Origin of the sequence: Bradyrhizobium tropiciagri (assembly GCF_001189845.1) — a bacterium.
GTDB lineage: Bacteria > Pseudomonadota > Alphaproteobacteria > Rhizobiales > Xanthobacteraceae > Bradyrhizobium > Bradyrhizobium tropiciagri.
On sequence record NZ_LFLZ01000003.1, the window covers coordinates 46,460 to 58,400 of the forward strand.

General features: G+C 64.5%; 16 protein-coding genes. 13 read left to right on the forward strand and 3 right to left on the reverse strand.

Features of this window, described 5'->3' with window-relative positions:
• The first annotated feature begins 1 nt into the window (after position 1).
• Positions 2–529: a hypothetical protein gene (locus AKN84_RS03470; RefSeq protein ID WP_050419380.1), complete on the forward strand. Its 528-nt coding sequence runs from the start codon at positions 2–4 to the stop codon at positions 527–529.
• 12 nt (positions 530–541) lie between these two features.
• Positions 542–1,879 carry a tetratricopeptide repeat-containing protein gene (locus AKN84_RS03475; protein ID WP_128970387.1) on the forward strand — a complete coding sequence of 446 codons (1,338 nt, stop codon included), beginning with the start codon at positions 542–544 and terminating at the stop codon, positions 1,877–1,879.
• Between the two features lie 24 nt (positions 1,880–1,903).
• Here the strand turns inward: AKN84_RS03475 and AKN84_RS03480 are convergent, their stop codons facing one another.
• The gene (locus AKN84_RS03480; RefSeq protein WP_050419382.1) at positions 1,904–2,569 is read right to left on the reverse strand and encodes an O-methyltransferase; all 666 of its coding nucleotides are present in this window, start codon (positions 2,567–2,569) and stop codon (positions 1,904–1,906) included.
• Between the two features lie 94 nt (positions 2,570–2,663).
• Between AKN84_RS03480 and AKN84_RS03485 the strand changes: the two genes are divergently transcribed.
• Entirely contained in the window at positions 2,664–3,296 is a 633-nt protein-coding gene (locus AKN84_RS03485) for a TetR/AcrR family transcriptional regulator (RefSeq protein ID WP_050419383.1), read from the forward strand.
• 4 nt (positions 3,297–3,300) lie between these two features.
• Here the strand turns inward: AKN84_RS03485 and AKN84_RS47170 are convergent, their stop codons facing one another.
• Complete coding sequence (locus AKN84_RS47170; RefSeq protein WP_157863241.1) at positions 3,301–3,450, reverse strand: hypothetical protein; 150 nt, start codon at positions 3,448–3,450, stop codon at positions 3,301–3,303.
• A gap of 164 nt (positions 3,451–3,614) precedes the next feature.
• The gene (locus AKN84_RS03490) at positions 3,615–3,866 is read right to left on the reverse strand and encodes a C40 family peptidase (RefSeq protein WP_050419384.1); all 252 of its coding nucleotides are present in this window, start codon (positions 3,864–3,866) and stop codon (positions 3,615–3,617) included.
• A gap of 42 nt (positions 3,867–3,908) precedes the next feature.
• Between AKN84_RS03490 and AKN84_RS44520 the strand changes: the two genes are divergently transcribed.
• The 10 genes from AKN84_RS44520 (at position 3,909) to AKN84_RS03535 (ending at position 11,883) form a co-directional block, all read left to right on the forward strand.
• Complete coding sequence (locus tag AKN84_RS44520) at positions 3,909–4,298, forward strand: hypothetical protein (protein ID WP_128970388.1); 390 nt, start codon at positions 3,909–3,911, stop codon at positions 4,296–4,298.
• Between the two features lie 540 nt (positions 4,299–4,838).
• A complete protein-coding gene (locus tag AKN84_RS03495; protein ID WP_050419385.1) occupies positions 4,839–6,197 on the forward strand; it encodes an ABC transporter substrate-binding protein in 1,359 nt (452 codons plus the stop codon).
• A 108-nt stretch (positions 6,198–6,305) separates the two neighbouring features.
• On the forward strand, positions 6,306–7,238 hold the full coding sequence (locus tag AKN84_RS03500) for a carbohydrate ABC transporter permease (protein ID WP_050419386.1): 933 nt from the start codon (positions 6,306–6,308) through the stop codon (positions 7,236–7,238).
• Positions 7,235–8,197 carry a carbohydrate ABC transporter permease gene (locus tag AKN84_RS03505; RefSeq protein ID WP_050419387.1) on the forward strand — a complete coding sequence of 321 codons (963 nt, stop codon included), beginning with the start codon at positions 7,235–7,237 and terminating at the stop codon, positions 8,195–8,197. Before AKN84_RS03500 ends, AKN84_RS03505 begins: the two co-directional genes overlap by 4 nt.
• Before the next feature lie 68 nt (positions 8,198–8,265).
• Entirely contained in the window at positions 8,266–8,394 is a 129-nt protein-coding gene (locus tag AKN84_RS50585) for a hypothetical protein (RefSeq protein ID WP_371817950.1), read from the forward strand.
• Between the two features lie 4 nt (positions 8,395–8,398).
• A complete protein-coding gene (locus AKN84_RS03515; RefSeq protein ID WP_050419389.1) occupies positions 8,399–9,496 on the forward strand; it encodes an ABC transporter ATP-binding protein in 1,098 nt (365 codons plus the stop codon).
• A complete protein-coding gene (locus tag AKN84_RS03520) occupies positions 9,489–10,514 on the forward strand; it encodes an ABC transporter ATP-binding protein (RefSeq protein ID WP_050419390.1) in 1,026 nt (341 codons plus the stop codon). Before AKN84_RS03515 ends, AKN84_RS03520 begins: the two co-directional genes overlap by 8 nt.
• Before the next feature lie 21 nt (positions 10,515–10,535).
• Entirely contained in the window at positions 10,536–11,159 is a 624-nt protein-coding gene (dhaL, locus tag AKN84_RS03525; protein WP_050419391.1) for a dihydroxyacetone kinase subunit DhaL, read from the forward strand.
• Positions 11,156–11,548: a dihydroxyacetone kinase phosphoryl donor subunit DhaM gene (gene dhaM / locus AKN84_RS03530; protein ID WP_050419392.1), complete on the forward strand. Its 393-nt coding sequence runs from the start codon at positions 11,156–11,158 to the stop codon at positions 11,546–11,548. Before dhaL ends, dhaM begins: the two co-directional genes overlap by 4 nt.
• A gap of 32 nt (positions 11,549–11,580) precedes the next feature.
• A complete protein-coding gene (locus tag AKN84_RS03535; RefSeq protein WP_430649884.1) occupies positions 11,581–11,883 on the forward strand; it encodes an HPr family phosphocarrier protein in 303 nt (100 codons plus the stop codon).
• The last annotated feature ends 58 nt before the right edge of the window (positions 11,884–11,941 follow it).

An 11,941-nucleotide genomic window follows, 5' to 3' on the forward strand; every position in this document is an offset into this window, starting at 1 on the left:
CATGATCGATGCGCCAGATCGAAAAACGCCTCGCTTTCCGCCGGACAAGGAGCCTGCCGCGGCCGCTGCGATCGCCGATGCGCTTGCGAAGATCGGTGTCGCCAAGGGCGACCTCGCGATCTGCGGCGGCGCTTGCGGCGGCGACCTGCTGTTTGCGGAGGCTGCCCTCGCGCAAGGCATGGGGCTTGAGATCTACATCCCGTTCGACGAGCCGACCTTTCTTGCCGGCTCGGTCGATTTCGCCGGCGGCAATTGGCGCGCGCGCTATCTCGCGGCGAAATCACGCGCGGCGCTCCATGTCATGCCGGACGAACTCGGCCCGCTGCCGGCCGGCGAAAACGCCTATGAGCGCGACAATCAATGGATGCTGGAGCGGGCCGCCCGATTTGGCGACGAGAAGCTCGCCTTTGTCTGCCTGTGGAACGGCGAAGGCGGCGACGGTCCCGGCGGCGCCAAGCACCTGATGGATGAAGCGGGGCGCAAGACGACGTGGGTCTACTGGCTGGATACGAGAAGATTATGGGACTGAAGGGATTGCAACATGCCGTCGTGTTTCATGATCATGCCTTACGGCCGCAAGCCGACCCAGGCCGAGTCCAAGCTTGGTCCGGCCGAAATCGATTTCAACGCGCTGTGGGATCGCGGCTACGTTCCGGTGATCAAGGAGCTGGGCTATGAACCGGTTCGCGCCGACCAGGACACCGGTGCGCTGATCGTCGGCCAGATGCTGGAGCGGCTCTATTTCGCCGACCTCGTGCTGGCGGACATGACGATCCCGAACGGCAACGTCTATTACGAGGTCGGTATCCGCCATGCGGCGCAGAAGACCGGCTGTGTGCTGCTTGCCGCCGACTGGTCGAAGCAATTGTTCGACGTCGTGCAGATGCGCACCGTGCGCTACCCGCTCCCCGAGGGCAATATCTCCGACGACACCGCAGCCGGTCTCCGGCCCAGGATCAAGGAGGGCATCGTGTCGCTCCGCGACGGGCTCTCGCCGATGCCCCAATCGATCCCCGGCTATCCCGAAGATGTCGATCCGACGAAGGCGACGACGACCAAGGAGCAGCTCGCCGAGCTCGCGGCGTTCCAGACCAAGGTGCGCGAGGTGCGTGCCGCACCGCACGCCGAGCGCATGCAGCGCGCGCAGGCGCTAATCGCCAGCGAAGGCACGCCGCCCGCGACCTATCCGATTGCGCTCGCATTGCTGCTGCTGTTGCGCGACAGCGTGGACAAGACCACGGACTGGAGCTGCGTCCTCGACTTTGCGGCGGGCCTTCCGAAGAAGTTCAAGGACGTCCCTGAAATCCAGGAGATCCGTGAATTCGCCGCCGCCTATGCCGGCAACAATCTCCAGGCCATTGCGGCGCTTGAGACGCTGATCAGGACGGCGGGGCCGACACCGGAACGCCTCGGTCTGATGGGCGGTCGCTACAAGCGCCTGGCAAGAGCTGCCACACTGGCTGTAGACAAGCGGCAAGCCCAGGCGAAGGCGATCGAATATTATGAGCAGGGCATGCAGATCGACCTCAACGCCTATTATTGCTCGAGCAATTTGCCGCGTCTTTATCGCGCGCGTGCCCGGGCAGGCGACGAGGAGCGTGCGCTGACCGCGTTGCGGCTGACGATCGCCGCTTGCGAGCGTGCCAGACGGCTTCAGGTCGGCGACGAATGGACGCGTCAGACGTTGCTCGCCGCGGCTTTCGACCTCGGCGATCCCGACAAGGCCGACGAACTGGCCGACGCGGTGATCGATGAAGGCCCCGCAGCATGGAAGATCGACAGTGTGCTCGGCGATCTCGAGGCCAGCGTCACGCAGGTCAGCGACGCCGCAAAGCGCGCGCGATTGTCCGCCGTCATCGACAAGATCAAGGCGGCCTGATCGCGCGCGTCTTGCATGTCGGCCTCAGCCCAGGCGCATCGACAGTTCGACGTCCTCGCCGAACGGCGTCGAGATGTAGCCGTTCGCCGGCAAACGCACCCGCGCCAGATAGTCTGGGCTGTGGTCGGCATTGTCGGCGACGACAAAGGCACCCGGCTTCAGGCGGCTCTCCACGAGATCGAGGATGTCGGGATAGAGCGCCTTGGCGCCGTCGAGCAGCACGAGATCGATCGCATCGGGCAGACCTGTGCGCAGCGTCTCGAGCGCATCGCCCTCGCGGATCTCGACCAGGTCGTCGAGCCCGCCGGCGACGAGATTGTCCCGGGCGCGCACCACCTTCGACGATTCGAATTCGCTGGTGATCAGATGGCCGCCGCCATTGTCGCGCAGCGCCGCGGCAAGATGCAGCGTGGAGATGCCGAACGAGGTGCCGAACTCGACGATGCTCCGCGCCCGCGTGCTGCGCGCCAGCATGTAGAGCAGCACGCCGGTCTCGCGCGAGACCGCGAGCGGCACATTGTTGAAGCGGCCGTACAGTGCGCGGTAGTCGGTCCTGCTCCGCATCAGGCGCGTCCGTTCCTCGCCGGAAAGGTCGGCCACTGCGAGCTGGGTCTCCTCCACCGCGGCGGAGGCCTGCGCGAACAGGCGGTCGAGCAGGCCTGCGAGTCGGGGTGAGGTGAGGGTCGTCATGTAAGTCTCCGGTCCAAAAATCGGCGCGTCCTTGCGCCGCGCTTGAAATACGAATAATTAGTCGCATTCGCTAATCGCATTCCCGGGGACGTCCATGGATGAGCGGCGAACCTCTTCAATTTCCTCGCGAAAACAGCCGCAACAGGTCCGCTCGACGGAGCTCGTCGCGGCCATTCTCGATGCTGCTGTTCAGGTTTTGACCAAGGAGGGCGCGCAGCGCTTCACGACGGCCCGGGTAGCCGAGAAGGCCGGCGTCAGCGTCGGCTCGCTGTATCAGTATTTCCCGAACAAGGCCTCGATCCTGTTCCGGCTGCAGAGCGACGAGTGGCGGCAGAACATCAGCTTGCTGCGCGACATCCTCGAGGACGCCGCGCGGCCGCCATTGGACCGGCTGCGCACGCTGGTGCACGCCTTCATCCGCTCCGAATGTGAGGAAGCTGCGGTGCGCGTTGCACTCAACGACGCCGCGCCGCTCTATCGCGACGCGCCCGAGGCGCGTGAGGTGCGGGCAGCGGGCGAACGCATCGTCGCAGCCTTCATGCGCGACGCACTGCCGACGACATCAGACGCGGTGCGCGCGATGGCGGGCGATCTGATCACGACGACGCTCAGCACGGTGGGCAAGGATTTTTCGGAGAGTCCGCGAAGTCAGGCCGAGATCGAGCGCTATGCCGACGCCATGGCCGACATGTTCTGCGCGTATCTGAAGAGTCTCGGAAAGCGCTGACGGTTCAGAGATAGTGCCTGGCGACCAGCAGGAACCCGAGCACGCCGCCGGTCACAGCGAAAACAGTCACGCCATTGCGGAAACTGACGTAAGCGGCCGACCAATAGGAGGCAGTGGTGGAGACGGAAGCGGCTTTTTTCGGTTTCTGAGGCAAGCTGGTGCATTCCTGAAAAAGCGCCGCCACCTGGTCAACACAGGTGACGGCGCCCGTCTGAGGGCTTCAGGGCGAAACCCCGACGGAGCGTAGGCCGCGATGATGAACGGTTCGTATACCGCTCGGCGGCGCACGCTCGGATGTCGGCGCTGAAGCGAAGTTCCCTAAAACTGAGCGTAGGCGTTGCGGAACGCGATGGCGCCGGCCAGTGAGCGCGGACGCGTGCGCACGGCGTGTCCATCGTTGCCGCTCTGCACGATCCACTGGCCGTTCTCGTGACCCACGATCTTGCCGACGTGATGACGCCAGACGACGATCGCGCCGACCGAAGGGCCGCCGGCATTGCTGCCGTATCGCGCCCAGGATCGCGCCAGATTGTATTGCGGACCCGGATCGCTGCCGACCTGCGTGCGCATGAACCATCCGCACCACGCAGCGGGGCGACCGGAATGCGCATAATGCCGATGATGGTGATGACGGCCGCGCGCTTCAGCAGCAGACGAGGCGAAGGCCAAAAGCACGGCGACAGCCGCGAGAGTTTTACGCATTACAAAGTCCTCTTGTTGTTGGCAGACCATCCGTGTTGTGGGGGGAGGCGCAGCGATGATCTGCGATTTGGTTGCGAAGCGGCCGCATCGGCCGGACGACGCAAAACAGAGGCGGGACATGGCCCGCCCGGGCCTTTAAGAAACGGGCTATGGCCAAAATATGACGGCAATTTCCGTCAGGCGGTCGAGATCTTGCCGAACACGTCAGATGCGGGTCATGAGACGGCCGCCATGTTCTGCGCCCGTCTCAACAGTCTCGCGCAGCGCTGGAGCCGTCAGTGCAATTTGCACAGCGCGTAACAATGCGCGACCGCATGGCCTCAAATCACACGCCGATCAGGCTCCGTGATCGGTTGGGTCGATCGCGTTCGCCTTGCTTTGACGAGCTGACGCGAGACGGGTGTGGGCGTCGGGCTATCTCTCGCTTCAGATGGCGCAAGGCGCCGCGGGCAAGGCGTTCTATTCCCGCGCTGAACGTTCAGTAAAACGTGGTACTAAACATCGAGTCGAGCCTGCCCTGGTGTTTTCCATCATCCGGCGTTGCTGCAGTGCGGGCGGATGGACCGGTCATACGTGCCAGATTGGCGCTTCGCCGCAGCTCCCAAGAAACCGGCTTGACGGGTTCCTGAATTTAGTAATACGTTTAGTATTACAAGAACGATAAACATCACGCATCGAGCCGATGTGTGGGAGGAGCCCAGCGGTCCGGATCTCGATTTCCGGGCGCGTTTCGTCTCGCTCTCCATCATCGCTCATCAACTCGGTTTCGGAGTGTCGGCGTCAATCCGGCAGGATGCGCCGAGCGGGTCAGGTGCTTCAACGATAGGGAGGAAATGGATTATGCGAGCATTGGGATGGTTGCGTAGTACGGCGGCGTCCGCGGTCGTTGCGGTTGCTGCACTCGGAGCTCTCGGCGGCGGGCAAGCCGCGGCACAAGGCAAGCAGCTCACGCTGTGCTGGGCGGCATGGGACCCGGCCAACGCGCTGGTCGAGCTGGGCAAGGACTTCACCAAGCAATCCGGCATCGAGATGAAATACGAGTTCGTCCCCTGGACGAGCTACGCCGATCGCTTCCTCAACGAGCTCAATTCGCACGGCAAGCTCTGCGACCTGATCATCGGCGACAGCCAATGGATCGGGGGTGCCGCCGAGAACAAGTGGTACGTCAAGCTCAACGACTTCTTCGACAAGGAGAAGATCTCGATGGACGATTTCGTCCCGGCGACCGTGGTCGGCTACTCGCAGTGGCCGAAGAACACGCCGAACTACTGGGCGCTGCCGGCGATGGCCGATGCGGTGGGCTGGACCTATCGCAAGGACTGGTTCTCGCGGCCCGAGATCCAATCCGCGTTCAAGGCCAAGTACGGCCGCGACCTGGCGCCGCCGAAGACCTATGACGAGCTGAAGCAGATCGCCGAGTTCTTCCAGGGCCGCGAGATCGACGGCAAGAAGGTCTATGGCGCCTACATCTTCACCGAGCGCGGCTCGGAAGGCATCACGATGGGCGTGACCAACGTGCTCTACAATTACGGCTTCGCCTACGACAATCCGAAGAAGCCGTATCAGATGCAGGGCATCGTCAATTCGGCCGATGCGGCCAAGGGGCTCGAGTTCTACAAGGAGCTCTACAAGTGCTGCACCGCGCCGGGCATGACCAACGCCTACATGCAGGAAGGGCTCGATGCCTTCAAGTCCGGCCAGGTCGCGATGCAGATGAACTGGTTCGCGTTCTTCCCCGGCCTCTACAAGGATCCGAATGTCGGCGGCGACAAGATCGGCTTCTTCGTCAATCCGGCCGGTCCGAAGGGGCATTTCACCCAGCTCGGCGGCCAGGGCATCTCGGTGGTGGCAACCTCCGACCACAAGGACGACGCGCTCGCCTACATCAAGTGGTTCGCGCAGCCTGCCGTGCAGCAGAAATGGTGGCAGATCGGCGGCTACTCGGCGCTCAAGGCGGTGGTCGACGCGCCCGACTTCCCGAAGAGCGCGGCGTTCGCGCCGCAATTCCTGGAGTCGATGGGTATCGTGAAGGACTTCTGGGCCGAACCGTCCTACGCCCAGCTGCTGCTCGACATGCAGAAGCGGGTGCATGACTACGTCGTCGCCGACAAGGGCACGGCGCAGCAGGCGCTGGATCTCCTGGTCAAGGACTGGACCAAGGTCTTCAAGGAGCAGGGCAAGGAAGTCGCCTCGCAATAGGCGCCATACTTCACCTGAACTGGCTTCCCCGAGGACCGCCCCGGGGAAGCCGAGCCAGCCCAGCCGATGGATACGATGACGACGATCTCGCAACCTGATCATGCTACGATGCCAGGCGTGAGCACGCCTGCCAAATCCCGCGACGCCCGGCGCGTCCGCGGCCTGTCGGACCGGGCCATTGCCTGGCTGTTCGTCGCGCCGACGATCGCGCTGCTGCTTGCGATCAACATCTTTCCGCTGATCTGGATGATCCGGCTGTCCTTCACCAACCTCAACCTCAGCATGTCTTATCTGCCGCTGCGGTTCGTTGGGCTCGACAATTTCAGGGACATCCTCACCGACGAGGACGTCTGGTTCCGGCTGCAGACCACGGCGCAGTTCGTGATCTCGTCGGTGGTGTTGCAGGTGGTCGTCGGGTTCGGTCTCGCGCTCCTGATCAACCGTCAGTTTCGCGGCCACAGCTTCTGGACCACGATCATCCTGCTGCCGATGATGCTGTCGCCGGCGGTGGTCGGCAATTTCTGGACGCTGCTGCTGCAGCCGCAGATCGGGCCGTTCAACTATCTGATCAGCCTGTTCACCGGCGTGCCGCCGAGCTCGTTCAGCATGACCGGGCAGGTGTCGCTCGCGCCGTGGACGATCGTGCTGGTCGATACCTGGATGTGGGCGCCCTACGTCATGCTGATCTGCCTCGCCGGGCTGCGCTCGATCCCCGATTACATCTATGAGGCGGCAGAGGTCGATCGCGCCTCGGCATGGCGGCAGTTCTGGTCGATCACGCTGCCGATGACGGTGCCGTTCCTGATGCTCGCGGTGCTGTTCCGCGCCATCGAGAACTTCAAGATGTTCGACATGGTCAATCTGTTGACCTCGGGCGGGCCGGGCTCGACCACCGAGCTGGTGTCGATCTCGCTGAAGCGCGCGGCGTTCGAGAAGTGGCGCACCGGCTATTCCTCGGCGCTCGCCATCATACTGTTCGTGACCGTGTTCGGTGCCGCCAACATCTACGTCAAGACGCTCAACAAGGTGAAGCAACGATGACCGCTGCCGCCACCAGATCCACCGCGCATTCGATCGTCGAAGCCTCGCCGCGCACCAAGGCGTTCGCCGGCGGCCTCGTCATCCTCTATGCCGTGATCACGATCCTGCCGCTGCTGTGGATCGTCGCCACCGCGTTCAAGTCGCAGAGCGATGCCATCGCCTATCCGCCGAAGGTGATCTTCGAGCCGACCCTCGAAGGCTATGTGAACCTGTTCACCGTGCGCACGCGCCAGACGCCGGACTTCATCGCCAAGCTGCCGCCGCCGCAGACCTGGTACGACCAGCTGGTGCGCAAGCGGGACATGGTGATCGCCGGGCCGTCGAAAGTCGTGCCGCGCTTCGTCAACTCGCTGATCATCGGCTTCGGCTCGACCTTCCTCGCGGTCTTCCTCGGCACGCTCGCGGCCTACGCATTTTCGCGCTTCCGCATTCCGCTGGCCGACGATCTGCTGTTCTTCATCCTCTCGACGCGCATGATGCCGCCGGTCGCGGTCGCGATTCCGATCTATCTGATGTACCGGCAGCTCAACCTGACCGACACGCGGCTCGGCATGATCCTGCTCTACACCGCGGTGAACGTCTCGCTTGCGGTCTGGCTGCTCAAGGGCTTCATCGACGAGATTCCGCGCGAGTATGAGGAGGCGGCGCTGGTCGACGGCTACACGCGGCTGCAGGCGCTGCGCAAGGTGGTGCTGCCGCAGGCCGTCACGGGCATCGCTGCGACCGCGATCTTCTGCCTGATCTTCTCCTGGAACGAATACGCCTTCGCGGTGCTGCTGACCAGCGGCGAGGCGCAGACCATGCCGCCCTTCATCCCCTTCATCATCGGCGAGGGCGGGCAGGACTGGCCGGCGGTTGCCGCCGCGACCACGCTGTTCGTCGTCCCGATCGTCATGTTCACCGTGCTGCTTCGCAAGCATCTGCTGCGCGGCATCACCTTCGGAGCGGTGCGCAAATGAGCGGCTCTGTGGTTGCCAAAGGTGGCGTAGCGCGCTGGTTTCGCCGCGGGCCGTGGGAGGCCGTTGCGATGACCCTGATCGGAGGCGGCATCATCATGCTGGTGCAGCCCTGGTCGATCGATCTCTACAGCTACTCCTTCGTGACGATCCTCGCCGGCACGGTCGGCTTCGTCATCGTTAGCCATTTTCCGGAATAGGGCCATGGCACAGATCCGTATCGAAAACCTGCGCAAGTCGTTCGATCAGTTTACCGCGGTGGAAGGCTCGACCTTCACGATCGACGACGGCACGTTCTTCGCGATGCTCGGGCCCTCCGGCTGCGGCAAGACCACGACCTTGCGCATGATCGCCGGCCTCGAGCTCCCGACCGAAGGCAAGATCCTGCTCGATGGCGAGGACGTCACGTTCCACCGCGCCGCCGCCCGCGACATCGCCTTCGTGTTCCAGCTGTTCGCGCTCTATCCGCACATGAATGTCGGAGAGAACATCGGTTTCCCGCTAAAGTGCCAGGGCATGGCGAGGCGCGAGATCCGCGAGCGGGTGCAGGAGACCGCGCGGATGCTGCGGATCGAGCATCTACTGTCGAGCAAGACCTCGAAACTCTCGGGCGGCGACCGGCAGCGCGTCGCGCTCGGGCGGGCCATGGTGCGGCGGCCGAAGGCGTTCCTGATGGACGAGCCGCTGGGCGCGCTCGACGCCGAGTTTCGTCATCTGATGTGCGGCGAGCTGCGCGACCTACACGATCGCATCAAGGCGACCACGGTCTATGTCACGCACGACCAGCTCGAGGCGATGTCGATGGCCGACCAGATCGCCGTCATGAACAAGGGGCGGGTCGAGCAGATCGGCACGCCGCAGGAGGTCTATGACCGGCCCGCCAGCATGTTCGTCGCCGACTTCATCGGCTCGCCGCCGATGAATTTCCTGCGCTTCGAGGGCGGTCTGCGATCCGGCGATCGCGCGGTCAGCTTCCACGACACCAGGCTGGCGGTGCCGGAGATCCGCGAAGACCGCGCCAACGCGCCGCTCGCGCTCGGCGTCCGCCCAGAGCATATCCGTTTCGCCGATGCGGGCGCCGTTCGCGGCGAAGTGTTCGGTGCTGAATATCTCGGCACCACCCAGATCGTCACCGTCGACACCGCCTATGGGCGGGTCGCGGCACGGCTGCCGTCCAGTGCGTCGGTGCAGATCGGCGAAACCATCGGTCTCGAATTCAACGCCGAGCGGCTGGCATTGTTCGATGTCGGCAGCGGCCTTGCGATCCGGACCGCAAACGGGGAGGGCCGGCGCCATGGCTGACGTCACCCTGCGCAACGTCACCAAGCGCTTCGGCGCGGTCGAAGCGGTCCGCGACCTCTCGCTGACGGTGAGCGACGGCGAGTTCCTGGTCCTGCTCGGACCGAGCGGCGCGGGCAAGACCACGACGTTGCGGCTGATCACCGGACTGGAGAGCCCTGATACCGGCTCCGTCGTGATCGACGGCCGCGACGTGACCCACGATCCGCCCGGCTCGCGAGACATTGCGTTCGTGTTCCAGCAGTACTCGCTGTATCCGCATCTCACGGTCTACGACAATCTGGCATTTCCGCTGCGCTCGCCGGCGCGGCGGGTGGCTGAGCCGATCATCCGCAGGCGCGTCGAGCAGACCGCCGAGCTGCTGCATATCGCAAGCAAGCTGAACAACCGCGCCACCCGCCTCTCTGGTGGCGAGATGCAGCGTGTGGCGATCGGCCGTGCCCTGGTCCGCGATCCCTCGATCTATCTGATGGACGAGCCGCTGTCCTCGCTGGACGCAAAGCTTCGCAGCGAGCTTCGGCTCGAGCTCAAGCGGATCCAGATCGAGCTCGGCGCGACCATCCTCTATGTCACGCACGATCAGGTCGAAGCGATGACGATGGCCTCGCGCATCGGCGTGATCAAAGACGGCCAGTTGCTTCAGCTCGGCACGCCGCGGGAAATCTACGAAAGCCCGTCCAGCAGCTACGTCGCCTCGCGGCTCGGGACGCCGCAGATCAACTTCCTGCCGGCGCGCCTGCTCGCCGATGTCGCGATGCCGCCGGGAACCGAGACGGTCGGCATTCGCACCGAGCATCTTCAGCTCGCCGCGCGCAATGGCGGGCAGATGGTCGGTCGCGTGCACCGGGTCGAGCACCTCGGCGAGCAGAATCATATTCACCTGGACTATAAGGGCGAGACGCTGGTGACGCTGGCGGATCCGCATCAGCCGCTGCAGGCCGGCCAGGAGGTCGACTTGCATCTGGTGCACCCGTTGTGTTTCGACCGTGCGGGGCAGCGCATTGCTGCGGCGGTTCATTAGAGGGGCGAGAGGATCGAGGAGATGTCGGTGCCATCAGAGACATTCAAATCGTTGGTCAAGGCGGCCGCAGAGCAGGTCATCGCCAGCGCGCCGGAGCTGACGAGCCTCGATCAGGCGATCGGCGACGGCGACCACGGGACCAACATGAAGCGCGGTTGCGAGGCCGTGCTCGGCAAGCTCGATGCGATCTCGGCGCAGCCGCTCGACGAAGCGTTCAAGATGATCGGCAAGACCCTGGTGATGACGGTCGGCGGCGCCTCCGGGCCGCTCTATGGCAGCTTCTTCCTCGCCGCGGGCGAGGCGCTCTCGCACGACAAGCACCTGCCCGAGGATCTCGCCGATGTCTTCGGCAGCGCGGTGAACGCGGTGAGCGCGCGCGGCCGCTCGCATGTCGGCGAGAAGACGATGCTGGATGTGCTGGTTCCCGTGCTGGAGACGTTGAAGTCGGCGGCCGGCCAGCCGGACCTGATTGCGCGGGTGCGCAGCACCGCGGCCGAGGCGGTCGAGCGGACCGCGCCGATGCAGGCCACCAAGGGGCGCGCGTCGTTCCTCGGTGCACGCAGCGTCGGGCATGTCGATCCTGGCGCGCGGTCAAGCTGCGTGCTGGTGCAGGCGGTGTGCGCGGGGCTGGAGGCACGGGCATGACCGACACCGTAGGGATCGTGATCGTCTCGCACTCCAGCGACATCGCCAAGGGAACCGCCGACATGGTGCGGCAGATGGTCGGCAGCGAGGTCAAGGTGGCCTTCTGCGGCGGCAATCCCGATGGCGGATTGGGCACCAGCGTGCCGCTGATCATCGACGCCATCAATGCCGCCTGGTCTCCGAAGGGCGTCGCGGTGCTGGTCGATCTCGGCGGTGCCGAGACCAACAGCGAAATGGCGGTCGAGATGCTGGAGCCGGCGCGGCGCGACCTCGTTGTCGTCTGCAACGCGCCGATCGTCGAAGGCGCCGTGATGGCGGCGACCGAGGCGGCGGGCGGCAGCTCGTTGGCTCAGGTCAAGGCGGTGGCCGAGGAACTCTCTGCCGACTGAAATGTCGGCGATGCGATGAATGGATGATGAGCATGCTTGATAGAGCGGACGGACAGATCTTCACCGGCAATGTGCGGCTGGTGCATGCGGTCGGCATGCACGCGCGCCCGGCGGTCAAGCTGACCAAGCTCGCCAAGAAGTTCCAGGCCCAGATCTCGGTGCGGGTCGCGGGTGCGGGCGAATGGATCAACGCCAAGAGCGTGGCCAAGATCATGGCGATGCGAGCCGCGCACGGCAGCACGATCGAGATCAAGGCCTCCGGCAGCGACGCCGAGGCCGCCGTCGCGGCGCTGGTCGATCTGGTCGCCAGCGATTTCCCGGATGGAGCAGGCTAGCATGCAGGGCGGCGCTGCAGGATCGGCCTACCGCGGCAGGACCGCCTCGATCGGCTTT